The organism is Pseudomonas granadensis (genome assembly GCF_900105485.1).
GTDB classification, from domain to species: Bacteria; Pseudomonadota; Gammaproteobacteria; order Pseudomonadales; family Pseudomonadaceae; genus Aquipseudomonas; species Aquipseudomonas granadensis.
The window spans coordinates 544,236-570,032 of the sequence record NZ_LT629778.1; the positions used below are offsets into that span (position 1 = coordinate 544,236).

The 25,797-nt window shown below is 58.8% G+C and carries 21 protein-coding genes and 3 tRNA genes; 23 read left to right on the plus strand and 1 reads right to left on the minus strand.

Annotated elements, in window-relative coordinates:
• Positions 1-30: 30 nt before the first annotated feature.
• The 7 genes from dnaK to BLU52_RS02300 all read left to right on the plus strand — a co-directional run bounded on the left by dnaK (position 31) and on the right by BLU52_RS02300 (position 9,836).
• Positions 31-1,947 (plus strand): molecular chaperone DnaK, encoded by a 1,917-nt coding sequence (gene dnaK, locus BLU52_RS02270; RefSeq protein ID WP_090281701.1) that lies wholly within the window; start codon positions 31-33, stop codon positions 1,945-1,947.
• Between the two features lie 296 nt (positions 1,948-2,243).
• Positions 2,244-3,368: a molecular chaperone DnaJ gene (gene dnaJ / locus BLU52_RS02275; protein WP_090281702.1), complete on the plus strand. Its 1,125-nt coding sequence runs from the start codon at positions 2,244-2,246 to the stop codon at positions 3,366-3,368.
• 9 nt (positions 3,369-3,377) lie between these two features.
• Entirely contained in the window at positions 3,378-4,184 is an 807-nt protein-coding gene (gene dapB, locus BLU52_RS02280; RefSeq protein ID WP_090281703.1) for a 4-hydroxy-tetrahydrodipicolinate reductase, read from the plus strand.
• 257 nt (positions 4,185-4,441) lie between these two features.
• Complete coding sequence (carA, locus tag BLU52_RS02285; RefSeq protein ID WP_090281704.1) at positions 4,442-5,578, plus strand: glutamine-hydrolyzing carbamoyl-phosphate synthase small subunit; 1,137 nt, start codon at positions 4,442-4,444, stop codon at positions 5,576-5,578.
• Between the two features lie 124 nt (positions 5,579-5,702).
• Positions 5,703-8,924, plus strand: a complete 3,222-nt coding sequence (gene carB / locus BLU52_RS02290) for a carbamoyl-phosphate synthase large subunit (protein WP_039759558.1) — start codon at positions 5,703-5,705, stop codon at positions 8,922-8,924.
• A gap of 2 nt (positions 8,925-8,926) precedes the next feature.
• A complete protein-coding gene (gene greA / locus BLU52_RS02295; protein WP_090288417.1) occupies positions 8,927-9,403 on the plus strand; it encodes a transcription elongation factor GreA in 477 nt (158 codons plus the stop codon).
• A 28-nt stretch (positions 9,404-9,431) separates the two neighbouring features.
• Entirely contained in the window at positions 9,432-9,836 is a 405-nt protein-coding gene (locus tag BLU52_RS02300) for an MFS transporter (RefSeq protein ID WP_090281705.1), read from the plus strand.
• 9 nt (positions 9,837-9,845) lie between these two features.
• Here BLU52_RS02300 and BLU52_RS02305 read toward each other — a convergent pair whose 3' ends face one another.
• A complete protein-coding gene (locus BLU52_RS02305; protein WP_003221534.1) occupies positions 9,846-10,154 on the minus strand; it encodes a YhbY family RNA-binding protein in 309 nt (102 codons plus the stop codon).
• A gap of 101 nt (positions 10,155-10,255) precedes the next feature.
• Here BLU52_RS02305 and rlmE point away from each other — a divergent pair, with 101 nt between their 5' ends.
• The 16 genes from rlmE to BLU52_RS02385 all read left to right on the plus strand — a co-directional run bounded on the left by rlmE (position 10,256) and on the right by BLU52_RS02385 (position 25,797).
• A complete protein-coding gene (gene rlmE / locus BLU52_RS02310) occupies positions 10,256-10,885 on the plus strand; it encodes a 23S rRNA (uridine(2552)-2'-O)-methyltransferase RlmE (protein WP_090281706.1) in 630 nt (209 codons plus the stop codon).
• A 201-nt stretch (positions 10,886-11,086) separates the two neighbouring features.
• Positions 11,087-12,994, plus strand: coding sequence for an ATP-dependent zinc metalloprotease FtsH (ftsH, locus tag BLU52_RS02315; protein ID WP_090281707.1), 1,908 nt, complete (start codon positions 11,087-11,089; stop codon positions 12,992-12,994).
• 8 nt (positions 12,995-13,002) lie between these two features.
• Positions 13,003-13,854, plus strand: a complete 852-nt coding sequence (gene folP, locus BLU52_RS02320) for a dihydropteroate synthase (RefSeq protein WP_090281708.1) — start codon at positions 13,003-13,005, stop codon at positions 13,852-13,854.
• A gap of 16 nt (positions 13,855-13,870) precedes the next feature.
• Positions 13,871-15,208: a phosphoglucosamine mutase gene (gene glmM / locus BLU52_RS02325; RefSeq protein WP_090281709.1), complete on the plus strand. Its 1,338-nt coding sequence runs from the start codon at positions 13,871-13,873 to the stop codon at positions 15,206-15,208.
• Positions 15,209-15,273: 65 nt separating this feature from the next.
• Positions 15,274-16,029 (plus strand): triose-phosphate isomerase, encoded by a 756-nt coding sequence (gene tpiA, locus BLU52_RS02330; RefSeq protein WP_090281710.1) that lies wholly within the window; start codon positions 15,274-15,276, stop codon positions 16,027-16,029.
• A 4-nt stretch (positions 16,030-16,033) separates the two neighbouring features.
• Positions 16,034-16,420: a preprotein translocase subunit SecG gene (gene secG / locus BLU52_RS02335; RefSeq protein WP_027610782.1), complete on the plus strand. Its 387-nt coding sequence runs from the start codon at positions 16,034-16,036 to the stop codon at positions 16,418-16,420.
• A gap of 22 nt (positions 16,421-16,442) precedes the next feature.
• A tRNA-Leu gene (locus BLU52_RS02340) sits at positions 16,443-16,528 on the plus strand.
• Between the two features lie 97 nt (positions 16,529-16,625).
• Positions 16,626-16,702: transfer RNA gene (locus tag BLU52_RS02345), tRNA-Met, on the plus strand.
• 139 nt (positions 16,703-16,841) lie between these two features.
• Positions 16,842-17,300 (plus strand): ribosome maturation factor RimP, encoded by a 459-nt coding sequence (gene rimP, locus BLU52_RS02350; RefSeq protein ID WP_007973115.1) that lies wholly within the window; start codon positions 16,842-16,844, stop codon positions 17,298-17,300.
• A 47-nt stretch (positions 17,301-17,347) separates the two neighbouring features.
• Entirely contained in the window at positions 17,348-18,829 is a 1,482-nt protein-coding gene (gene nusA, locus BLU52_RS02355; RefSeq protein WP_090281711.1) for a transcription termination factor NusA, read from the plus strand.
• A gap of 27 nt (positions 18,830-18,856) precedes the next feature.
• The gene (gene infB / locus BLU52_RS02360; protein WP_090281712.1) at positions 18,857-21,385 is read left to right on the plus strand and encodes a translation initiation factor IF-2; all 2,529 of its coding nucleotides are present in this window, start codon (positions 18,857-18,859) and stop codon (positions 21,383-21,385) included.
• Positions 21,386-21,544: 159 nt separating this feature from the next.
• On the plus strand, positions 21,545-21,946 hold the full coding sequence (rbfA, locus tag BLU52_RS02365) for a 30S ribosome-binding factor RbfA (RefSeq protein WP_016771753.1): 402 nt from the start codon (positions 21,545-21,547) through the stop codon (positions 21,944-21,946).
• A 4-nt stretch (positions 21,947-21,950) separates the two neighbouring features.
• The gene (truB, locus tag BLU52_RS02370; RefSeq protein ID WP_090281713.1) at positions 21,951-22,868 is read left to right on the plus strand and encodes a tRNA pseudouridine(55) synthase TruB; all 918 of its coding nucleotides are present in this window, start codon (positions 21,951-21,953) and stop codon (positions 22,866-22,868) included.
• 144 nt (positions 22,869-23,012) lie between these two features.
• Positions 23,013-23,282: a 30S ribosomal protein S15 gene (gene rpsO / locus BLU52_RS02375; RefSeq protein WP_011332409.1), complete on the plus strand. Its 270-nt coding sequence runs from the start codon at positions 23,013-23,015 to the stop codon at positions 23,280-23,282.
• Positions 23,283-23,486: 204 nt separating this feature from the next.
• Positions 23,487-25,592, plus strand: a complete 2,106-nt coding sequence (gene pnp, locus BLU52_RS02380) for a polyribonucleotide nucleotidyltransferase (RefSeq protein WP_090281714.1) — start codon at positions 23,487-23,489, stop codon at positions 25,590-25,592.
• A 129-nt stretch (positions 25,593-25,721) separates the two neighbouring features.
• Positions 25,722-25,797, plus strand: a tRNA-Thr gene (locus BLU52_RS02385).

The window sequence follows — 25,797 nt, forward strand, 5'->3', positions numbered from 1 at the left end:
CAAAAAAATCAAAGTTTCGGGAGAGTGAACATGGGCAAAATTATCGGTATCGACCTGGGGACTACCAACTCCTGCGTCTCCGTGCTGGAAAACGGCAAGGCTAAAGTTATTGAAAACGCTGAAGGCGCGCGTACCACGCCGTCGATCATCGCTTACGCCAACGATGGCGAAATCCTGGTAGGTCAGTCGGCCAAGCGTCAGGCTGTGACCAACCCGCACAACACCCTGTACGCAGTCAAGCGTCTGATCGGTCGTCGCTTCGACGAAGAAGTTGTGCAGAAAGACATCCAGATGGTCCCTTACAAGATCGTCAAGGCTGATAACAATGACGCCTGGGTTGAAGTGAACGGCCAGAAAATGGCGCCGCCACAAATCTCGGCTGAAATCCTGAAAAAGATGAAGAAGACTGCCGAAGACTATCTCGGCGAAGCCGTGACCGAAGCGGTGATTACCGTTCCGGCCTACTTCAACGACAGTCAGCGTCAGGCGACCAAAGACGCCGGCCGCATCGCGGGTCTGGACGTTAAACGTATCATCAACGAACCAACCGCAGCCGCTCTGGCTTACGGTATGGACAAGGCCAAGGGCGATCACACCGTGATCGTTTATGACCTGGGTGGCGGTACTTTCGACGTTTCCGTGATCGAGATCGCTGAAGTTGACGGCGAGCACCAGTTCGAAGTGTTGGCCACCAACGGTGACACGTTCCTGGGCGGTGAAGACTTCGACATTCGTCTGATCGACTACCTCGTTGACGAATTCAAGAAAGAAAGCGGCATGAACCTCAAAGGTGACCCGCTGGCCATGCAGCGCCTGAAAGAAGCCGCTGAGAAAGCCAAGATCGAGCTGTCGTCTGCTCAGTCGACCGACGTCAATCTGCCGTACATCACTGCGGACGCTACCGGTCCTAAGCACCTGAACGTGAAGATTTCGCGTGCCAAGCTCGAAGCACTGGTTGAAGACCTGGTTCAGCGCACCATCGAACCTTGCCGTATCGCCATGAAAGACGCCGGTATCGACGTTGGTGCGATCAACGACGTGATTCTGGTCGGTGGTCAGACCCGTATGCCGCTGGTGCAGAAGCTGGTAACCGATTTCTTCGGCAAAGAAGCGCGTAAAGACGTCAACCCGGACGAAGCTGTTGCAATGGGTGCTGCAATCCAGGGCGCCGTTCTGGCCGGTGACGTTAAAGACGTTCTGCTGCTCGACGTCAGCCCGCTGACCTTGGGTATCGAAACCATGGGTGGCGTGATGACCGCGCTGATCGAGAAAAACACCACGATTCCTACCAAGAAATCGCAAGTGTTCTCGACTGCTGACGACAACCAGGGCGCTGTGACCATTCATGTTCTGCAGGGCGAGCGCAAGCAAGCTGCACAGAACAAGTCGCTGGGCAAGTTCGACCTGGCCGACATTCCACCTGCTCCACGTGGCGTGCCGCAGATCGAAGTGACCTTCGACATCGATGCCAACGGCATCCTGCACGTAGGTGCGAAAGACAAGGCCACCGGCAAGACTCAGTCGATCGTGATCAAGGCCAACTCCGGTCTGTCCGACGAAGAAATCGAGCGCATGGTGCGTGACGCCGAGGCGAATGCCGAGGAAGACCGCAAGTTCGAAGAGCTGGCCGCTGCCCGTAACCAGGGCGACGCACTGGTTCACTCGACTCGCAAGATGGTCGCTGACGCCGGTGACAAGGTGACTGCCGAAGAGAAGACTGCCATCGAAGCTGCCGTGGTTGCCCTCGAAGCCGCTGTTAAAGGCGACGACAAGGCTGCCATCGAAGCCAAGGTTGAAGAGCTGTCGAAAGTCTCCGCTCCGGTTGCGCAGAAGATGTACGCCGAACAGGCTCAGCCAGCTGATGGCGCAGCCCCGCAAGGCGAGTCGGCCGAGAAGGCTGATGACGTTGTCGATGCAGAGTTCGAAGAAGTAAAAGACCAAAAGTAAGTTGTTGGTCGTCCGGTTGACTGCCTTGCGGCGGTGACTGGTAGGATGTCGCCGCGCGGGAGCTTGCTCCCGCGTTGGCGTATCTGGAATACGCGAATTTTTACAGCATGCGACAACGCTCGGATGTTGGCGGTATGGACGAAAATGCTCCTGCTTTTCGCGCCGCAGATACCGCACCAATCAAGACCAGGATCGTTGAATTGACGTGAGTTGGGTCCGGGCCTTCATGGGGGCTCAACGAGTTTGGCGAGGCTCAGGAGGGGTTTGCCGAACGTCCTTAAGAGTGCAAAGAACTTATGGCAAAGCGTGACTATTACGAAGTATTGGGTGTCGAGCGAGGCACGAGCGAAGCGGACCTGAAGAAGGCCTATCGCCGCCTGGCAATGAAGCACCACCCTGACCGTAATCCGGGCGACAAGGCTTCGGAAGAGGCGTTCAAGGAAGCCAACGAGGCTTATGAAGTGTTGTCCGACGCCAGCAAGCGCGCGGCGTACGACCAGTACGGTCATGCTGGCGTGGACCCAAGCATGGGTGGCGGCGGTGCCGGTTTCGGCGGGCAGAACTTCTCCGATATTTTCGGCGACGTCTTCAGCGACTTTTTCGGCGGCGGTCGCGGCGGTTCCCGTGGCGGCGCTCAGCGTGGCAGCGACCTGCGCTACACCCTGGAGCTGAATCTGGAAGAAGCGGTGCGCGGCACCTCGGTGAATATCCGTGTGCCGACGCTGGTCAACTGCAAGCCGTGCGATGGCTCGGGGGCGAAGAAAGGCTCGTCGCCGTCGACCTGCCCGACCTGCGGCGGTATCGGTCAGGTGCGCATGCAGCAGGGCTTCTTCTCGGTGCAGCAAACCTGCCCGCGCTGCCATGGCCAGGGCAAGATCATTTCCGACCCGTGCGACTCGTGCCACGGTGACGGTCGCGTCGAAGAGTACAAAACCCTGTCGGTCAAAGTGCCGGCCGGCGTCGACACCGGCGATCGCATTCGTCTGTCCGGCGAAGGCGAGGCGGGGACGCAGGGTGGCCCGACGGGCGATCTTTACGTTGTCATCAATGTCCGCGAACACGACATCTTCCAGCGCGACGGCAAGCATCTGTTCTGCGAAGTGCCGATCAGCTTCGTCGATGCAGCGCTGGGCGGCGAGCTGGAGATTCCGACCCTCGACGGTCGGGTCAAACTGAAAATCCCTGAAGGCACCCAGACCGGCAAGCAGTTCCGCGTGCGTGGCAAAGGTGTGGCGCCGGTCCGTGGCGGTGGTGCAGGCGACTTGATGTGCCGCGTAGCGGTCGAGACGCCAGTCAACCTCAATCGTCGTCAGCGTGAACTGCTGGAAGAGTTCCGCAGCTCGCTGGCCGACGACAACAGCCATTCGCCGAAAACCACCGGTTGGTTCGATGGTGTGAAGCGGTTCTTCGGCGATCTGTAAGGAGTCGGCATGCGACGTATAGCTGTGATGGGCGCTGCTGGGCGCATGGGCAAGATTCTGGTCGAGGCCGTGCAGCAGCGCGCGCCGCTGACCGGTCTGACAGCCGCGGTGGTGCGTCCCGGCAGTACGCTGATCGGCGTCGACGCCGGTGAGCTGGCCTCGCTGGGGCGTATCGGTGTGCCGCTGTCCGGGCATATCGAAGCCGTGGCGGAAGAGTTCGATGTGCTGATCGACTTCACATTGCCTGAAGTGATGTTGAAAAATCTGGCGTTCTGCCGCAAGGCCGGCAAAGCCATGGTTATCGGCACCACCGGGCTGGACGCCGCGCAGAAGCAGTTGCTGGTCGAGGCGGGCAAGGATATTCCGATCGTCTTCGCGGCCAACTTCAGCGTCGGCGTCAATCTGTCGTTGAAGCTGCTCGACATGGCAGCACGTGTCCTGGGCGATGAGGCGGACATCGAAATCATCGAAGCGCATCACCGGCACAAGATCGACGCGCCGTCGGGCACCGCGCTGCGCATGGGTGAAGTGATCGCCAGCGCGCTGGATCGTGATCTGCAGAAAGTTGCGGTCTACGGTCGCGAAGGTCACACCGGCGCCCGTGAGCGTGAAACCATCGGTTTCGCCACTGTGCGCGGTGGTGATGTGGTGGGGGATCACACCGTGCTGTTCGCCTGCGAGGGCGAGCGTCTGGAGATCACGCACAAGGCCTCGAGCCGCATGACTTTCGCCAAGGGTGCGGTGCGTGCTGCGTTGTGGCTGGATGGTCGTGAGCCGGGTCTTTACGACATGCAGGACGTGCTCGAGCTGCGTTGATGCAGTGCTGAACCCGGTGCAAACGCCCTGTTTGCACCGGGTTTTCTCCGCTTGGCGACGACCTGTCGCATTCTCCGGCCTTTAGGGCTCTTTAGCGGTGGACCAAAAAAGCCTTTTTCTGTAAGCTACAGCTTTAGTGTGTCCACTAAAAGCGCGCAGAATAATTCAGTGAAGAAGCGGGGTGACGTGTCCATACGTCACTCCGCTTTTTTACAACCTGCGATCGCCCTTTCATGCGTTATTTACGGGAGGTCTTCTTGACTAAGCCAGCCATACTTGCCCTTGCTGATGGCAGCATTTTTCGCGGCGAAGCCATTGGAGCCGACGGTCAGACCGTTGGTGAGGTGGTGTTCAACACCGCAATGACCGGCTATCAGGAAATCCTTACCGATCCTTCCTACGCCCAACAGATCGTTACCCTGACTTACCCGCACATCGGCAACACCGGCACCACGCCGGAAGACGCCGAGTCCGACCGCGTATGGTCCGCTGGCCTGGTCATCCGTGACCTGCCGCTGGTAGCGAGCAACTGGCGTAACACGATGTCGCTGTCCGATTACCTGAAAGCCAACAACGTCGTGGCGATCGCCGGTATCGACACCCGTCGTCTGACCCGCATCCTGCGTGAAAAGGGCGCGCAGAACGGCTGCATCATGGCCGGTGACAACATCTCCGAAGAAGCCGCCATCGCCGCTGCGCAAGGCTTCCCGGGCCTGAAGGGCATGGACCTGGCAAAAGTCGTCAGCACCAAGACCCAATACGAATGGCGCTCGACCGTCTGGGATCTGAAAACCGACAGCCACGCGACCATCGAAGCGTCCGAGCTGCCGTATCACGTGGTGGCCTTCGACTACGGCGTCAAGGTCAACATCCTGCGCATGCTGGTCGAGCGTGGCTGCCGCGTCACCGTGGTGCCTGCCCAGACCCCAGCTTCCGATGTCCTGGCGCTGAAGCCGGACGGCGTGTTCCTGTCCAACGGCCCGGGTGACCCGGAGCCATGCGACTACGCGATTCAGGCGATCAAGGACGTGCTGGAAACCGAAATTCCGGTGTTCGGCATCTGCCTCGGTCACCAGCTGCTGGCTCTGGCTTCCGGCGCCAAGACCGTGAAGATGGGCCACGGCCACCACGGTGCCAACCACCCGGTGCAGGATCTGGACACCGGCGTTGTGATGATCACCAGCCAGAACCACGGTTTTGCGGTCGACGAAGCCACCCTGCCTGGCAACGTTCGCGCGATCCACAAATCGCTGTTCGACGGCACCCTGCAAGGCATCGAGCGCACCGACAAGAGCGCGTTCAGCTTCCAGGGCCACCCTGAAGCGAGCCCGGGCCCGAACGACGTCGCGCCACTGTTCGACCGCTTCATCAACGAGATGGCCAAGCGACGCTAAGCGTTCGCCTTGAGACTGTAGAGAGAAGCCCTCGAGGGCGGCCCCGGCACCGGTGGCCCCTTCGGGACTTCAGAAATCGATCAAGACGGCTTGCCGACTGACCTGCGGATTTGAGTGACAACCCATGCCAAAACGTACAGACATTAAAAGCATCCTGATTCTCGGCGCTGGCCCGATCGTTATCGGCCAAGCCTGCGAATTCGACTACTCCGGCGCCCAGGCCTGCAAAGCCCTGCGCGAAGAGGGTTACCGCGTCATCCTGGTGAACTCCAACCCGGCCACGATCATGACCGACCCGGACATGGCCGACGCTACTTACATTGAGCCGATCAAGTGGCAGACCGTTGCCAAGATCATCGAGAAAGAACGTCCAGACGCCGTGCTCCCGACCATGGGCGGCCAGACTGCTCTGAACTGCGCCCTGGACCTGGAGCGCGAAGGCGTTCTGGAGAAGTTCGGCGTTGAAATGATCGGCGCCAACGCCGACACCATCGACAAGGCTGAAGACCGTTCGCGTTTCGACAAGGCGATGAAGTCCATCGGCCTGGCGTGCCCGCGTTCCGGCATCGCGCACAGCATGGAAGAAGCCAACGCCGTCCTCGAGACGCTGGGCTTTCCGTGCATCATCCGTCCGTCCTTCACCATGGGCGGCACCGGTGGCGGTATCGCGTACAACCGTGAAGAATTCGAAGAAATCTGCGCCCGTGGTCTGGACCTGTCGCCGACCAAAGAGCTGCTGATCGACGAATCGCTGATCGGCTGGAAAGAATATGAAATGGAAGTTGTCCGCGACAAAAAGGACAACTGCATCATCGTCTGCTCGATCGAAAACTTCGACCCGATGGGCGTGCACACCGGCGACTCGATCACCGTCGCGCCAGCACAGACCCTGACCGACAAGGAATACCAGATCCTGCGTAACGCCTCGCTGGCGGTACTGCGTGAGATCGGCGTTGAAACCGGCGGTTCCAACGTGCAGTTCGGTATCTGCCCGAACACTGGCCGTATGGTCGTGATCGAAATGAACCCGCGGGTATCGCGTTCCTCGGCGCTGGCTTCGAAAGCCACCGGTTTCCCGATCGCCAAAGTCGCGGCCAAACTGGCTGTGGGTTACACCCTCGACGAACTGTCGAACGACATCACCGGCGGCAAGACCCCGGCGTCCTTCGAACCGTCGATCGACTACGTCGTGACCAAGCTGCCACGCTTCGCCTTTGAGAAATTCGCCAAGGCTGACGCACGCCTGACCACTCAGATGAAGTCGGTGGGTGAAGTCATGGCCATCGGCCGGACTTTCCAGGAATCTCTGCAGAAAGCCCTGCGCGGTCTGGAAGTCGGCGTTTGCGGTCTGGACGAGAAGCTCGACCTGAGCAACCCGGAAAGCATGAGCGTGCTCAAGCGTGAGCTGACCGTGCCGGGCGCCGAGCGTATCTGGTACGTGGCTGACGCGTTCCGCGCCGGTCTGTCGGTCGAAGATATCTTCGGCATGAACATGATCGACCCATGGTTCCTGGTGCAGATCGAAGACCTGATCAAGGACGAAGAGAAGGTCAAGACCCTCGGTCTGTCTTCGATCGACCGCGACCTGATGTTCAAGCTCAAGCGCAAAGGCTTCTCCGATCAGCGTCTGGCCAAGCTGCTGGGCGTGACCGAGAAAAACCTGCGCACGCACCGTCAGAAGCTGGAAGTGTTCCCGGTCTACAAGCGCGTTGATACCTGCGCCGCCGAGTTCGCCACCGACACCGCTTACCTCTACTCGACGTACGAAGAAGAGTGCGAAGCCGCGCCGTCCGGCCGCGACAAGATCATGATTCTGGGCGGCGGCCCGAACCGTATCGGCCAGGGCATCGAGTTCGACTATTGCTGCGTTCACGCCGCTCTCGCTCTGCGTGAAGACGGCTACGAAACCATCATGGTCAACTGCAACCCGGAAACCGTTTCCACCGACTACGACACCTCCGACCGTCTGTACTTCGAACCAGTGACCCTGGAAGACGTGCTTGAAATCTGCCGCGTCGAGAAGCCGAAAGGCGTGATCGTCCAGTACGGCGGCCAGACCCCGCTGAAACTGGCTCGCGCGCTGGAAGCCGCTGGCGTGCCGATCATCGGCACCAGCCCTGACGCCATCGACCGTGCCGAAGACCGTGAGCGCTTCCAGCAAATGGTTGAGCGTCTGAACCTGCGTCAGCCGCCGAACGCCACCGTGCGCAGCGAAGACGAAGCCGTCCGTGCTGCCGCGAAAATCGGTTATCCGCTGGTCGTGCGTCCGTCCTATGTACTGGGCGGCCGTGCGATGGAAATCGTTTACAAGGAAGACGAGCTCAAGCGCTACCTGCGTGACGCGGTGCAAGTGTCGAACGATAGCCCGGTGCTGCTCGACCACTTCCTCAACTGCGCCATCGAAATGGATGTGGATGCGGTCTGCGACGGCAAAGACGTGGTGATCGGCGCGATCATGCAGCACATCGAACAGGCGGGCGTTCACTCCGGTGACTCCGCGTGCTCGCTGCCGCCGTACTCGCTGCCGGCGCACATCCAGGACGAAATGCGCGAACAGGTCAAGAAAATGGCCCTGGAACTGGGCGTTGTCGGTCTGATGAACGTGCAGCTGGCCTTGCAGGGCGAAGACATCTACGTCATCGAAGTCAATCCGCGCGCCTCGCGTACCGTGCCGTTCGTGTCCAAGTGCATCGGGGTTTCCCTGGCGATGATCGCTGCTCGTGTGATGGCCGGTAAGACTCTGAAAGAGATCGGCTTCACCAAGGAAATCATTCCGAACTTCTACAGCGTGAAAGAGGCGGTATTCCCGTTCGCCAAATTCCCTGGCGTTGACCCGATCCTCGGTCCAGAGATGAAGTCGACCGGTGAAGTGATGGGTGTCGGCGACACCTTCGGTGAAGCGTTCGCCAAGGCTCAGATGGGCGCCAGCGAAGTGCTGCCGACCGGCGGTACTGCGTTCATCAGCGTACGTGACGACGACAAGCCACTGGTTGCAGGCGTGGCCCGTGATCTGATCAACTTGGGTTTCGAAGTGGTTGCCACTGCCGGCACTGCCAAGCTGATCGAAGCCGCAGGCCTGAAAGTGCGCCGCGTGAACAAGGTGACCGAGGGTCGTCCGCACGTGGTCGACATGATCAAGAATGACGAAGTCACGCTGATCATCAACACCACCGAAGGTCGTCAGTCGATCGCCGATTCGTACTCCATTCGTCGCAATGCCCTGCAGCACAAGATCTACTGCACCACCACCATTGCTGCGGGCGAAGCGATCTGCGAAGCGCTGAAATTCGGTCCGGAAAAGACCGTGCGTCGCTTGCAGGATCTACACGCAGGATTGAAGGCATGAGCATAACCAAGTACCCAATGACTGTTCAGGGCGCTCGCGCCCTGGAAGAAGAACACGCTCACCTGACCAAGGTCGTCCGTCCGAAGCTCAGCCAGGACATCGGTACGGCCCGCGAGTTGGGTGACTTGAAGGAAAACGCTGAATACCATGCTGCCCGCGAGCAGCAGGGTATGGTCGAAGCGCGGATTCGTGACATCGAAGGCCGGATTCAGAATCAGGTCGTCATTGATGTCACCACCATCCCGCACACGGGCAAGGTGATTTTCGGCACGACCGTTGACATCGCCAATGTCGAGACGGATGAAAGCGTCACTTACCAGATCGTGGGTGAGGATGAAGCTGACTTCAAACTCGGCAAGATTTCGGTCGGCTCGCCGTTGGCCCGTGCCTTGATTGGCAAGGAAGAGGGTGACGTCGTCGCCGTCAAAACGCCAAGCGGCGTGATCGAGTACGAGATTGTCGAAGTTCGTCACATCTGAAAGAAGGCGCCCGCTGCATGCGGGCGCCATGCTTTGGCAGCTGGCCCAGATGCTTTGGGTCGGCGGGCTATGGCTGATTCATCTCGGTTTGCAGCCGGCCTTGGGCCAGATTGGCCTGGCGCCGCTGCTGATCGACGAAGTCGCCAGTGCGTTTGAAGTGCTGGTCGTGGGTTTTGCTGCAGTCTGCGTGATTTTTCAGGCTTTGGTGCTGGTACAGGCCGAGGGCCCTGGCAGTCTATGGCGGGATTTTCGCGGGCAGGTGCTGATGATGGCGTTGTACGCGTGTGCGATGTATGTCGCCGTGCGTGTCGGCTGGCCGGATGCGCAGCGCTGGCAGGTGTTCAGTTATCTGGTGCTGGGCTTTTCCGGGCTGGTGCTGGTCATGCAGCCGGTGCCGGGCTGGAGTGGCAGGGTGCGCGAAGCACACCCTTGACCCTTGTCATCACTTGAAGCGATGAACGTTCGACAGTTGCTTGTTGACGCTGAAGTTCTTGCGATACACCAGTGCCATCTTGCCGATGACCTGTACCAGGTCCGCTTTGCCGACCTTGCACAGTTCTGCAATGTGCGCCAGGCGCGACTCGCGATCGAGGATGTTGAGCTTGATCTTGATCAGCTCGTGATCCGCCAGGGCGCGTTCGAGTTCGGCTAGCACACCTTCAGTCAGACCGTTGTCAGCCACAGTCAGAACTGGTTTCAGGTGGTGGCCAATGGATTTGTACTGTTTCTTCTGCTCTGGAGTGAGCGGCATAATCTGACCCTTTCGTCTGGATTCTGTAAAATGGCGGCCATTTTACCCGAGGGTTCGTGGATCCGCCCAACTAATCACGACCCTTATCATCGAGGTGCCCAATGGCGCGTTCCAAGACAAGCCTTGGTTGGCTGAAAAGACATGTCAACGATCCCTATGTGAAGCAGGCGCAGAAGGATGGCTACCGCTCGCGTGCGAGTTACAAGCTTCTGGAAATCCAGGAGAAATACAAACTGATCCGTCCGGGCATGAGCGTTGTCGATCTCGGCGCGGCGCCCGGTGGCTGGTCGCAGGTCACCAGTCGACTGATCGGTGGTCAGGGGCGTTTGATCGCCTCGGACATCCTGGAGATGGACAGCATTCCAGACGTCACCTTCATTCATGGGGACTTCACCGAGGACTCAGTACTTGGTCGAATCCTTGAGGCTGTCGGTAATTCGCAAGTGGACCTTGTGATTTCCGATATGGCCCCCAATATGAGTGGTACGCCTGAAGTGGATATGCCCAAGGCCATGTTCCTTTGCGAGCTGGCACTGGACCTGGCGGAACGGATACTCAAGCCGGGTGGCAATTTCGTCATCAAGATTTTTCAGGGCGAAGGGTTTGATGTTTATTTGAAGGATGCCCGTCGCAAATTCGACAAGATCCAGATGATCAAGCCGGATTCTTCGCGTGGCAGCTCCCGCGAGCAATATATGCTGGCCTGGGGCTACCGCGGCAACGGCGAATAAATGTGGTTTTTCAGCGGGGCGATAGCTTTTTCATATTTTGCCCCGCGTGCATAAACGAATATTGTGTAGAAAGTGTTTCACAAAGGGTTACAGACGGCGCCTGCCAGAGTTGTAGGTAATGTAGTAAGTTAGGCCGGTGAATATCATGCGAAGCGCGCGCCAGTAGCGGAGCTTGCTTCAGAGGGTAGTTAATTGAACGATATGGCAAAGAATCTGATCCTGTGGTTGATCATCGCGGCTGTCCTGGTGACGGTGATGAACAACTTCTCCAGCCCTAACGAGCCGCAGACCCTCAACTATTCCGACTTCATCCAGCAGGTCAAGGATGGCAAGGTCGAGCGCGTCGCCGTTGATGGTTATGTGATTACCGGCAAGCGCACCGATGGCGATAGCTTCAAGACCATTCGTCCGGCAATCCAGGACAATGGCCTGATCGGCGATCTGGTCGACAACCATGTCGTGGTTGAAGGCAAGCAGCCCGAGCAGCAAAGCATCTGGACGCAACTGCTGGTGGCCAGCTTCCCGATCCTGGTGATCATCGCGGTGTTCATGTTCTTCATGCGCCAGATGCAGGGCGGCGCCGGTGGCAAGGGCGGGCCGATGAGCTTCGGCAAGAGCAAGGCGCGCCTGCTCTCCGAAGATCAGGTGAAAACCACACTGGCTGACGTCGCCGGTTGCGACGAAGCCAAGGAAGAAGTCGGCGAATTGGTCGAGTTCCTGCGTGATCCGGGCAAGTTCCAGCGTTTGGGCGGCCGCATTCCTCGCGGTGTGCTGATGGTCGGTCCTCCCGGTACCGGTAAAACCTTGCTCGCCAAGGCGATTGCCGGCGAAGCCAAGGTGCCGTTCTTCACCATTTCCGGTTCTGACTTCGTCGAAATGTTTGTCGGTGTCGGTGCCAGTCGTGTTCGTGACATGTTCGAGCAGGCGAAGAAGCACGCGCCGTGCATCATCTTCATCGACGAAATCGACGCCGTCGGTCGTCACCGTGGCGCCGGCATGGGCGGCGGTCACGACGAGCGTGAGCAGACTCTCAACCAGTTGCTGGTGGAGATGGATGGCTTCGAAATGAACGATGGCATCATTGTCATCGCTGCAACCAACCGTCCAGACGTACTCGATCCGGCACTGCTGCGTCCGGGCCGTTTCGACCGTCAGGTGGTGGTTGGCTTGCCAGATATCCGTGGTCGCGAGCAGATTCTCAAGGTCCACATGCGCAAGGTGCCAATGGGCGACGACGTTGCTCCGGCGGTGATCGCGCGTGGTACTCCGGGCTTCTCCGGTGCCGACCTGGCCAACCTGGTCAACGAAGCCTCGCTGTTTGCTGCACGCAGCGGCAAGCGCATCGTCGAGATGAAAGAGTTCGAACTGGCCAAAGACAAGATCATGATGGGCGCCGAGCGCAAATCGATGGTCATGTCCGAGAAAGAAAAACAGAACACCGCTTATCACGAAGCCGGCCATGCCATTGTGGGTCGGGTAGTGCCTGAGCATGATCCGGTTTACAAGGTCTCGATCATTCCGCGCGGTCGCGCGCTGGGTGTGACCATGTTCCTTCCGGAAGAAGATCGCTACAGCCTGTCCAAGCGTGCACTGATCAGTCAGATCTGCTCACTGTATGGTGGTCGTATTGCTGAAGAGATGACCCTTGGCTTCGACGGTGTCACCACCGGTGCCTCCAACGACATCATGCGTGCCAGTCAGATCGCACGGAACATGGTGACCAAGTGGGGGCTGTCGGAAAAACTCGGTCCGTTGATGTATGCGGAAGAGGAAGGTGAAGTGTTCCTCGGTCGCGGCGGCGGTGGTCAGGCCGCGAGCTTCTCGGGTGAGACTGCCAAGCTGATCGACTCCGAAGTGCGCAGCATCATCGATCACTGCTACGGCACGGCCAAGCAGATCCTGACGGATAATCGCGACAAGCTCGATGCGATGGCTGACGCGCTGATGAAGTACGAAACGATAGACGCTGAGCAGATCGATGACATCATGGCGGGGCGCACACCTCGCGAGCCGCGCGACTGGACGGGTGGCACGGGTACTCCGCCACCACCGGTAGTCCGTGACGAGCGTCCGGAAACACCGATTGGCGGTCCGGCTGCTGACGTTTAAGGCTTGAAATGACCTCTGTACAGTCCCTGACCCGGTTGCCTTGCGGCAACCGGGTTCTTGATTTGGCCCGGACACATGTCATGGGCATTCTCAACGTCACTCCCGATTCCTTTTCCGATGGCGGCCAATACAGCCAGCTGGACGCTGCATTGCGTCACGCTGAAGCCATGGTGGCTGCCGGCGCGACGCTTATCGATGTCGGTGGCGAATCCACGCGCCCAGGTGCAAGAGCGGTGTCACCGCTGGAGGAGCTTGAGCGCGTGGCGCCGATCGTCGAGCTGATCAATCGCGAGCTCGACGTGATCATTTCGGTCGATACCTCGACGCCAGCGGTCATGCGCGAAACCGCGCGACTCGGCGCTGGCCTGATCAATGATGTCCGTTCGCTGCAGCGCGATGGTGCGCTGGACGCGGCGGCGGCGACCGGTTTGCCGGTGTGTCTGATGCACATGCTCGGCGAGCCTGGAAACATGCAGGACAACCCGCAGTATCAGGATGTGACCCGCGAAGTGGGTGAGTTTCTCGCCGAGCGCATGACGCAGTGTGCGGCGGCCGGCATCCCTGCCGAGCGCATCATTCTCGATCCCGGTTTCGGTTTCGCCAAAACCCTGCAGCACAATCTAAGCTTGTTCAAACACATGGAAGCCCTGCATGCGTTGGGCAGGCCGTTGCTTGTGGGTGTTTCGCGAAAGAGCATGATCGGGCAGGCCTTGAATCGTCCCGTGGGCGAGCGTCTTCATGGCGGTCTGGCCCTTGCTGCGCTGGCATCGGTAAAAGGTGCGTGTATATTGCGCGTCCATGATGTGGCGGAAACGGTAGATGTGGTGCGGATGATCACGGCCGTAGAATCAGCCGAATAAGAATGATGGAGCGTTTATGAGCAAAAAATACTTTGGTACCGACGGCATTCGTGGCCGGGTCGGTGTGTACCCGATCACTCCTGACTTCATGCTCAAGCTCGGCTGGGCCGCCGGCATGGCGTTCCGCAAGATGGGCGCCTGCAAGGTGCTGGTCGGCAAGGACACGCGTATTTCCGGATACATGTTCGAATCGGCTCTCGAGGCCGGCCTGACATCGGCAGGCGCCGATGTCATGTTGCTCGGTCCGATGCCGACCCCGGCGATTGCCTATCTGTCGCGCACATTCCAGGCTGAGGCCGGGATCGTGATCAGTGCATCGCACAATCCGCACGACGACAACGGCATCAAGTTCTTCTCCGGCAAAGGCACCAAGCTGCCGGATGAGTTGGAGTTGATGATCGAAGAGTTGCTCGACGCGCCGATGACGGTGGTTGAGTCGAGCAAGATCGGTAAAGTGTCGCGAATCAACGATGCGTCCGGTCGTTACATCGAATTCTGCAAAAGCAGTGTGCCAACCGGCACCAGTTTTTCCGGTATGAAGATTGTCATCGATTGCGCACACGGCGCGACCTATAAGGTTGCGCCAAGCGTGTTCCGCGAGTTGGGCGCAGAAGTGACCGTGCTGTCGGCGCAGCCTAACGGTCTGAACATCAACGATAACTGCGGCTCGACCCACATGGGGCCGTTGCAGGCTGCGGTGCTGGCTGAGCACGCGGATCTGGGCATCGCATTCGATGGTGATGGTGATCGCGTTCTGATGGTCGATCACACCGGCGCCATTGTCGATGGCGACGATTTGCTGTTCATCATCGCACGTGACCTGCATGAGCGCGGCAAGTTGCAGGGCGGCGTGGTTGGTACCTTGATGAGTAATCTGGGTCTTGAGTTGGCGCTTGCCGATCTGTCCATCCCGTTTATCCGGGCCAATGTCGGTGACCGCTATGTAATCGCCGAGCTGCTGGAGCGCAACTGGCTGGTGGGTGGCGAGAATTCGGGGCATGTTGTCTGCTTCAATCACACTACGACCGGTGATGCGATCATTGCCGCCTTGCAGGTACTGATGGCGTTGAAGAGCCGTAATGAAGGTCTGGCGCAAACCCGTCAGGCGCTGCGCAAGTGTCCTCAGGTGCTGATCAACGTGCGTTTCGGTGGTGGTGAAAGCCCGCTGGAGCACCCTGCTGTCAAAGAGGCGAGTGCGCGTGTAACCCAGGCAATGGCCGGTCGTGGTCGAGTGCTTTTGCGCAAGTCGGGAACAGAGCCTTTGGTGCGCGTAATGGTCGAAGGCGAGGACGAAACTCAGGTTCGCGGCTATGCCGAAGAACTGGCAAAACTGGTAACTGAAGTTTCTGCCTGATTCGGCTTGCCAGCCTTCATTCTCTTGGGTAACATCTGCGCCCACTTTGACCGACGAGGTACAGCATGCGTCGCCCTATGGTAGCTGGTAACTGGAAGATGCACGGTACCCGCGCCAGCGTCGCTGAGCTGATCAACGGCCTTCGTCATCTGGCCTTGCCAAGCGGTGTTGATGTTGCGGTATTCCCGCCTTGCTTGCATATCAATCAAGTGATTGATGGCTTGAAAGGCAAGTCGATTTCGGTCGGCGCGCAGAATTCTGCGGTGGAAGCCATGCAAGGTGCACTGACCGGTGAGATTGCTCCCAGTCAGTTGGTGGATGCAGGTTGTTCCCTGGTGCTTGTCGGGCACTCCGAACGCCGCCAGATAATGGGCGAGCGCGACGGGATGCTGAATCGCAAGTTCGCAGCGGCACAGGCATGCGGCTTGATTCCGGTGTTGTGTGTAGGGGAAACCCTCGAGCAACGTGAAGCCGGTAAAACTCTTGAGGTTGTCGGGCGTCAGCTGGGCAGCATCATCGAGGAGCTGGGTGTCGGTGCCTTTGCCAAGGCAGTCATTGCTTACGAGCCTGTCTGGGCCATTGGTACCGGACTGACTGCAACGCCGCAACAGGCTCAGGATGTGCATAAAGCCATTCGCGAGCAGTTGGCGGCAGAGAATTCTGAAGTCGCACGAGGTGTGCGGCTTCTATACGGCGGCAGCGTGAAGGCGGCCAATGCGGCCGAACTGTTCGGCATGCCGGATATCGATGGGGGGCTCATTGGTGGAGCTTCCCTGAATGCAGATGAGTTCGGTGCGATCTGTCGCGCCGCGGGAAACTGAGAAAATGCTGGAAACAGTCGTAGTCGTTTTTCATCTGCTGGGTGCATTGGGCGTAGTTGCTCTGGTTTTGCTGCAGCAGGGTAAGGGTGCGGACGCTGGCGCGTCTTTCGGAGCAGGTGCTTCAAATACTGTGTTCGGAAGCCAAGGTTCCTCTACCTTTCTTAGTAAGTTTACTGCTATACTTGCCGCCGGTTTCTTCATAACCAGCTTGGGGTTAGGTTACTTTGCTAAAGAGAAGGCTCATCAGCTGACTCAAGCAGGTTTGCCAGATCCAGCAGTGTTGGAAGTACCTAAGCAACAACAACCGGCTTCTGATGATGTCCCGGTGCTTCAAGAGCAAAAGTCGGCTACTCCAGCGACTGACGTACCTCCAGCTCAAGAGCAGAAGTAAGAAGGGTTTCAAACGTAGTTTTGCCGAGGTGGTGGAATTGGTAGACACGCAACCTTGAGGTGGTTGTGCCCATAGGGTGTAGGGGTTCGAGTCCCCTTCTCGGTACCAATTAGTCAGGAGAGCCCGCTGTTGCGGGCTTTCTTGCAGGTGGAAGGTTACATTGACCCTATAAGGGATCGGTCGTATACTTCCGCCCCAGCTTTGTCGCGGGGTGGAGCAGTCTGGTAGCTCGTCGGGCTCATAACCCGAAGGTCGTCGGTTCAAATCCGGCCCCCGCAACCAGTTTAAGGAGCCCCTTTTAAGGGGCTTTTTGTTAGCTGGATACTTTCAACGCCGCTGTTCGACGGCGTTTCAAGGATGGGCGTTATGCCCATTTTTTTATTTTGCAAAGCATGCACATATCATGCACTAGGGGGTTCAGGTGTCGAGCAAGCTAGAAGAGTTGCAGGCCTTGCTGGCCCCGGTGGTCGTGGCCCTGGGCTATGAATGCTGGGGTATCGAGTTTTCGGCTCAGGGTCGTCACTCGATGTTGCGCGTTTATATCGATAAAGAGGGTGGCGTGCTGGTGGACGATTGCGCCATTGTCAGCCGTCAGATCAGCGGTGTTCTGGATGTTGAAGATCCTATCTCCGTTGAATACACCCTTGAAGTTTCCTCGCCTGGCATGGAGCGCCCGCTGTTCACTCTTGAGCAGTTTGCCAAATTTGCCGGTGAACAAGTGAAGATCAAGCTGCGCTCGCCTTTCGAAGGTCGACGCAATTTTCAGGGCCTTCTGCGCGGTGTAGAAGAGCAGGACGTCGTGGTGCAGGTAGAAGACCACGAGTTCCTGTTGCCGATCGATATGATCGACAAGGCCAACATTATTCCCAGTTTTGACTGAGACGCGGATCCCGCGGATCCAATGGCTTGCGAAAGGCGAGGCGTACGATGAGCAAAGAAGTACTGCTGGTTGTTGAGTCGGTATCCAATGAAAAGGGTGTACCGGCAAGCGTAATTTTTGAAGCGCTGGAGCTGGCTCTGGCCACTGCTACCAAAAAGCGTTTTGAAGACGAAGTGGACCTGCGTGTGGAAATCAACCGCCACACCGGTTCCTACGAAACCTTCCGTCGCTGGACGGTCGTCGAAGAGCATGATCTCGACGATCCGGCCATCGAGACCTGGCCAAGCAAGGTTGCCGAAACGCATCCGGGTGCCAAGGTCGGTGACGTCGTCGAAGAAAAAATTGAATCCATCGAGTTCGGCCGCATCGCTGCACAGACTGCCAAGCAGGTCATCGTGCAGAAAGTTCGCGAAGCCGAGCGCGCTCAAGTGGTTGACGCCTATCGCGAGCGCCTGGGAGAAATCATCTCCGGCACCGTGAAAAAAGTTACCCGCGACAACGTGATCGTCGATCTGGGCAACAACGCTGAAGCGTTGCTGGCCCGTGAAGACATCATCTCTCGCGAAACCTTCCGTGTCGGCGTGCGTCTGCGTGCGCTGCTCAAGGAAATCCGCACCGAGAACCGCGGCCCGCAGCTGATCCTGTCGCGTACCGCGCCGGAAATGCTGATCGAGCTGTTCCGCATCGAAGTGCCGGAGATTGCCGAAGGCCTCATCGAAGTCATGGCAGCGTCCCGTGATCCGGGCTCGCGCGCCAAGATCGCCGTCCGCTCCAAGGACAAACGCATCGACCCGCAGGGCGCTTGCATCGGTATGCGCGGTTCGCGCGTCCAGGCAGTGTCGGGCGAGTTGGGCGGCGAGCGTGTTGACATCGTGCTGTGGGACGATAACCCGGCCCAGTTCGTGATCAACGCCATGTCTCCGGCCGAGGTTGCGGCAATTATTGTCGACGAGGATGCCCATGCCATGGACATCGCCGTTGGCGCAGATAACCTGGCTCAGGCCATTGGTCGTGGTGGTCAGAACGTGCGTCTGGCCAGCCAGTTGACTGGCTGGACCCTGAACGTGATGACCGAATCGGACATCCAGGCCAAGCAGCAAGCGGAAACCGGCGACATCCTGCGCAACTTCATCGACGAGCTGGAAGTCGACGAAGAGCTGGCGCAGGTGCTGGTTGACGAAGGCTTCACCAGCCTGGAAGAGATTGCCTACGTACCGGTGGAGGAGATGCTCAACATCGACGGCTTCGACGAGGATATCGTCGACGAGCTTCGCGCTCGTGCCAAGGATCGTTTGTTGACCAAAGCCATCGCTACTGAGGAAAAGCTGGCAGACGCCCATCCGGCCGAAGACCTGCTCTCGCTTGAGGGTATGGACAAGGATTTGGCGATGGAACTGGCGGTGCGCGGCGTAATTACCCGCGAAGACCTGGCCGAGCAGTCTATTGACGACCTGCTCGACATCGACGGCATTGACGATGATCGTGCCGGCAAGTTGATCATGGCCGCCCGAGCCCACTGGTTCGAGTAATTAGGCGCGGCCTGAGGAGAGAAGTGCATGACGCAAGTCACGGTGAAACAACTGGCCGATGAGGTCAAAACACCGGTAGAGCGCCTGTTGCAGCAGATGCGTGAGGCAGGTCTGCCGCACACCGCCGCCGACGAAAATGTGACTGACAGTGAGAAGCAGTCCCTGCTGACTCACTTGAAAAGCAGCCACAAGGCGAAAGTGGAAGAACCACGCAAGATCACGCTGCAGCGTAAAACCACCAGCACCCTGCGGGTGGCTGGTAGCAAGAGCATCAGCGTAGAAGTTCGCAAGAAGAAAGTTTTCGTACAGCGCAGCCCGGAAGAAATCGAAGCCGAGCGCAAGCGTGAACTGGATGAGCGTCGCGCAGTAGAAAATGCTGCCCGTCAGAAGGCTGAAGAAGAAGCCAAGCAGCGCGCCGAAGAAGAAGCGCGTCGCCAGCCTGCTGCTGCGCAAGCCGCTGCCAGCGACGCCGTTGCGGCACCGGCTGCCGTGGCCGAGCCTGTGCGCGAAAGCGCGCCGGTGGCTGCTGCTCCAGCGCCGTCTGCTGACGTTCGCAACAAGCAGAACGAACAGCGCCGTCCTGACAAGCCGCGTGCCGACGACAACAATCGTCGCAGCGGCGGTGGTGATGGCGAGCGTAAAAACGCTCCGCATCGCGCATCGGTTAAGGAAAAAGCCCCGGCTCCACGCGTGGCGCCACGCACTACCGACGAAGAAAGCGATGGCTTCCGTCGCGGCGGTCGCGGCAAGGCCAAGCTGAAGAAGCGCAACGCCCACGGTTTCCAGAGCCCTACCGGCCCTGTCGTGCGTGATGTGCAGATCGGCGAGACCATCACGGTTGGCGATCTGGCCAATCAGATGTCGGTCAAAGCGGCTGAGATCATCAAGTTCATGTTCAAACTGGGTACCCCAGCGACCATCAACCAGGTGCTTGATCAGGAAACTGCTCAGCTGGTAGCCGAAGAACTGGGCCACAAAGTGACCCTGGTCAGCGACACCGCCCTGGAAGATTCCCTGGCCGAGTCCCTGAAGTTTGAAGGTGAATCGTTCTCCCGTGCTCCTGTCGTGACCGTAATGGGCCACGTTGACCACGGTAAGACGTCCCTGCTCGACTACATCCGTCGTGCCAAGGTAGCTGCTGGCGAAGCCGGCGGTATCACCCAGCACATCGGTGCGTACCACGTTGAAACTGATCGCGGCATGGTCACCTTCCTCGACACCCCGGGTCACGCTGCGTTTACCGCAATGCGTGCCCGTGGTGCCAAGGCGACCGACATCGTGATCCTCGTGGTTGCAGCCGACGACGGCGTGATGCCGCAAACCATCGAAGCAGTCCAGCATGCCCAGGCAGCTGGCGTGCCTCTGGTGGTTGCGGTGAACAAGATCGACAAGCCGGGCGCCGATCTCGATCGCATCCGCAGCGAACTATCGGTTCACGGTGTGACCTCCGAAGATTGGGGTGGCGACACACCATTCGTTCCGGTATCCGCGAAAATGGGTACTGGCGTGGACGAGCTGCTTGAAGCCGTTCTGCTGCAGGCCGAAGTTCTCGAACTGAAAGCGACTCCATCGGCTCCTGGCCGTGGTGTGGTGGTTGAATCGCGTCTCGACAAAGGTCGTGGCCCGGTAGCCACCGTGCTGGTTCAGGACGGCACCCTGCGCCAGGGCGACATGGTTCTGGTCGGTTCGAACTATGGCCGCGTGCGTGCCATGCTCGACGAGAACGGCAAGCCGATCAAGGAAGCCGGTCCTTCCATCCCTGTCGAGATCCTCGGCCTGGACGGTACCCCGGACGCTGGCGACGAGATGAGCGTGGTTGCCGACGAGAAGAAAGCCCGTGAAGTGGCTCTGTTCCGTCAAGGCAAGTTCCGCGAAGTCAAACTGGCTCGCGCTCACGCCGGCAAGCTGGAAAACATCTTCGAAAACATGGGTCAGGCCGAGAAGAAGACGCTCAACATCGTCCTCAAATCCGACGTCCGTGGTTCGCTGGAAGCGTTGAACGGTGCCTTGAATGGCCTGGGCAACGACGAAGTTCAAGTGCGCGTAGTGGGCGGCGGCGTCGGTGGTATCACCGAATCCGATGCCAACCTGGCACTGGCTTCCAACGCTGTACTGTTCGGCTTCAACGTGCGTGCCGATGCTGGCGCACGGAAGATCGTCGAGCAGGAAGGTCTGGACATGCGTTACTACAACGTGATCTACGACATCATCGAAGACGTCAAGAAAGCCCTGACCGGCATGCTCGGCAGCGATGTTCGCGAGAACATCCTGGGTGTGGCCGAAGTGCGTGACGTGTTCCGTTCGCCGAAGTTTGGCGCGATCGCCGGTTGCATGGTGATCGAAGGTGTTGTGCACCGTAACCGTCCGATCCGTGTACTGCGTGAAGACATCGTTATCTTCGAAGGCGAGCTGGAATCCCTGCGCCGCTTCAAGGATGACGCTTCCGAAGTACGTGCCGGCATGGAATGCGGTATCGGCGTGAAGAGCTACAACGACGTCAAAGTCGGCGACAAGATCGAAGTCTTCGAGAAGGTTCAGGTTGCTCGCAGCCTCTGACTCGCGCACTTCAAGGGCCACGATGCGCCGTAGCATGCAAATGCGCGGTGCAGCGTCCGGACTCTAAACGCAACGCCCGGTCTGGCATTTGTCAGGCCGGGCGTTTGCCGCTTTCAGACCTTGCGGGTTTCACCGCTGGGCAGTAACAGGTAACAAATCATGGCAAAAGAATACAGCCGTACCCAACGTATCGGCGATCAGATGCAGCGCGAGCTGGCTCAACTGATCCGTCGCGAAGTCAAAGACCCGCGCGTGGGTCTGGTCACCATCACTGCAGTGGAAGTCTCCCGTGACGTCGGTCACGCGAAGATCTTCATCACCGTAATGGGGCAGGACAACGCCGAAGACATCGCGCAAAGCATCAAGGTGCTGAATGCCGCCGCAGGTTTCCTGCGCATGCAACTGGCCCGTGAAATGAAGCTGCGCAGCGTGCCGCAATTGCACTTCCACTACGACGAATCCGTCGTGCGTGGCGCGCACTTGTCGGCGCTGATCGAGCGCGCCGTGGCTGAAGACAATCAGCACGTCGCGGCGCCTGCACCTGAAGACACCAAGGAGTAACTCGGTGGCTCAGGTCAAACGTATCCGTCGTAACGTCAGCGGCATCATCCTGCTCGACAAGCCGCTGGGGTTCACCTCCAACGCCGCGTTGCAGAAGGTGCGCTGGCTGCTCAATGCCGAGAAGGCCGGTCACACCGGCAGCCTCGACCCGCTGGCCACCGGTGTGCTGCCGTTGTGCTTCGGCGAAGCGACCAAGTTCTCGCAGTACCTGCTCGATTCCGACAAGGGTTACGAAACCCTGGCGCAACTGGGCAAGACCACCACCACGGCCGATGCCGAAGGTGAGGTTTTGCAGGAACGTCCGGTGACCGTTGGTCGCACCGATGTCGAAGCGGTTTTGCCGAAATTTCGCGGTCAAATCAGTCAGATACCGCCGATGTACTCGGCGCTCAAGCGTGATGGCCAGCCGCTGTACAAGCTGGCCCGTGCAGGCGAAGTAGTGGAGCGCGAACCGCGTTCTGTTACTATTGCGCGCTTGGAATTGCTGGCCTTCGAAGGCGATACTGCGCGTCTTGCGGTGGACTGCAGCAAGGGCACCTATATCCGCACCCTGGTGGAGGATATTGGTGAGCAACTCGGTTGTGGTGCGTACGTCGCAGAATTGCGCCGTACCCAGGCCGGGCCTTTCACCCTCGCGCAGACGGTGACCCTCGAAGAGCTGGAAGCGGTACATGCCGAAGGCGGCAACGAAGCGGTCGATCGCTTCCTGATGCCATCGGACAGCGGCCTGCAGGATTGGCCGTTGCTGCATTTCTCGGAAGCGAGCGCGTTTTACTGGCTCAACGGCCAGCCGGTACGTGCCCCGGATGCTCCGAAGTTCGGCATGGTACGGGTACAGGATCACAATGGTCGCTTCATCGGCATCGGTGAAGTGAGCGAAGACGGGCGCATTGCGCCACGTCGTTTGATTCGGTCGGAATGACCGGAACCGGCCTGCGTCACAGCAGGTCGGCGAGTGTGGCTGTCAACAGGCACGGTCACGACTCATTTATAGATACAGGGATTTGTCCCTGGCCTGTTGAAACTGTTTTTTTGAAACAGTTTCCTGATAAGGAAGGATTGCCTCATGGCTCTCGACGTTCAAGAAAAAGCTCAAATCGTTGCTGACTACCAGCAAGCTGTTGGTGACACTGGTTCGCCAGAAGTGCAAGTTGCACTGCTGACCGCCAACATCAACAAACTGCAAGGTCACTTCAAGGCCAACGGTAAAGATCACCACTCCCGTCGTGGTCTGATCCGCATGGTAAACCAGCGTCGCAAGCTGCTGGACTACCTGAAAGGCAAGGACGTGAGCCGTTACAGCGCTCTGATCGCTCGCCTGGGTCTGCGTCGCTAATCAGCGATTGCGCTATGAGGTTGGTTGTCTGCAAGTCGTCAGCGGTTCGCCGCTGGCGCCTTGCAGGCTCCCAGCCTCAAGTTTTATCTGCGGCATGGCTTTACCTGTAGCACCCGGACAATCCACATCGGGCCGATTCCCGAGATTGCCCAAGAATTCGCAAGAAACCGTTTCCCCCAAGAGCCACAAAGAAGGTAGGACACCGTGAACCCGGTAATCAAAAAATTCCAGTTCGGTCAGTCGACCGTTACCCTCGAGACTGGCCGTATCGCCCGTCAGGCCTCCGGCGCAGTGCTGGTCACCGTTGACGACGACGTCAGCGTATTGGTGACCGTTGTCGGTGCCAAGCAAGCCGATCCGGGCAAGGGCTTTTTCCCTCTGTCCGTTCACTACCAGGAAAAGACTTACGCTGCCGGTAAGATCCCTGGCGGTTTCTTCAAGCGTGAAGGCCGTCCTTCCGAAAAAGAAACCCTGACTTCCCGACTGATCGACCGTCCGATCCGTCCGCTGTTTCCTGAAGGCTTCATGAACGAAGTGCAGGTTGTCTGCACCGTCGTTTCCACCAGCAAGAAGACCGATCCGGACATCGCTGCGATGATCGGTACCTCGGCTGCCCTGGCCATCTCCGGCATTCCATTCGACGGCCCGATCGGCGCCGCGCGCGTGGCTTTCCATGAAAGCACCGGCTACCTGTTGAACCCGACTTACGAGCAGCAAGCCGCTTCGAGCCTGGACATGGTCGTTGCCGGTACTTCCGACGCCGTGCTGATGGTTGAATCGGAAGCCAAAGAGCTGACCGAAGACCAGATGCTGGGCGCGGTACTGTTTGCCCACGACGAGTTCCAGGTGGTGATCAACGCTGTCAAGGAACTGGCCGCTGAAGCTGCCAAGCCAACCTGGAACTGGGCTCCACAGCCTGAAGCCACCGAACTGCTGGGCGCTATCCGTGCCGAGTTCGGCGACGCGATCTCCCAGGCTTACACCATCACCATCAAGGCCGACCGCTATGCGCGTCTGGGCGAGTTGCGTGACCAGGTGGTTGCCAAGCTGTCGGGCGAAGAAGGCCAGCCTTCCGCTGCTGAAGTCAAAGCTGCTTTCGGCGAAATCGAATACCGCACCGTTCGCGAAAACATCGTCAACGGCAAGCCACGTATCGACGGCCGCGACACCCGCACCGTACGTCCGCTGAACATCGAAGTCGGCGTTCTGCCGAAGACTCACGGTTCGGCACTGTTCACCCGCGGTGAAACCCAGGCGCTGGTCGTTGCAACACTGGGCACCGCCCGTGATGCACAACTGCTGGACACCCTGGAAGGCGAGAAAAAAGACCCGTTCATGCTGCACTACAACTTCCCGCCGTTCTCGGTAGGCGAGTGTGGCCGCATGGGTGGTGCAGGTCGTCGCGAAATCGGTCACGGCCGTTTGGCCCGTCGTTCGGTTTCGGCCATGTTGCCAGCCGCTGACGTGTTCCCGTACACCATTCGTGTGGTTTCGGAAATCACCGAATCCAACGGTTCGAGCTCGATGGCTTCCGTCTGCGGCGCTTCCCTGGCTCTGATGGACGCCGGTGTACCGATGAAGGCGCCGGTTGCCGGTATCGCCATGGGTCTGGTTAAAGAAGGCGAGAAGTTCGCCGTCCTGACCGACATCCTCGGTGACGAAGACCACCTCGGCGACATGGACTTCAAGGTAGCCGGTACCGCCAAAGGCGTGACCGCGCTGCAGATGGACATCAAGATCAAAGGCATCACCGAAGAAATCATGGAGATCGCTCTGGGCCAGGCCCTGGAAGCGCGCCTGAACATCCTCGGTCAGATGAACCAGATCATCGGCCAGTCGCGTACCGAGCTGTCGGCCAACGCACCGACCATGATCGCGATGAAAATCGACACCGACAAAATCCGTGACGTTATCGGTAAAGGTGGCGCGACCATCCGTGCGATCTGCGAAGAAACCAAGGCTTCGATCGACATCGAAGACGACGGTTCGATCAAGATCTTCGGCGAAACCAAGGAAGCTGCAGAAGCTGCTCGTCAGCGCGTTCTGGGCATCACCGCCGAAGCCGAGATCGGCAAGATCTACGTCGGCAAGGTTGAGCGCATCGTCGACTTCGGCGCGTTCGTCAACATCCTGCCGGGCAAGGACGGTCTGGTGCACATCTCGATGCTGAGCGACGCTCGCGTAGAGAAAGTCACCGACATCCTGAAAGAAGGCCAGGAAGTGGAAGTGCTGGTACTGGACGTGGACAACCGCGGCCGTATCAAGCTGTCCATCAAAGACGTGGCAGCTGCCAAGGCTTCGGGCGTTTAATCACCCCCCAGCCTTAGCGCAATGAAAATGCCCCGCCGTGCAAACGGTGGGGCATTTTTTTGCCCGCGAAATACCCGGACATTCTGCGAAGTTGCCGGACCACAAGAGCGGTGCTAGTTTTAGCCCACCGCCCGTGTAGCTCAGCCGGTAGAGCAGCGCACTCGTAACGCGAAGGTCGCAGGTTCGATTCCTGTCTCGGGCACCA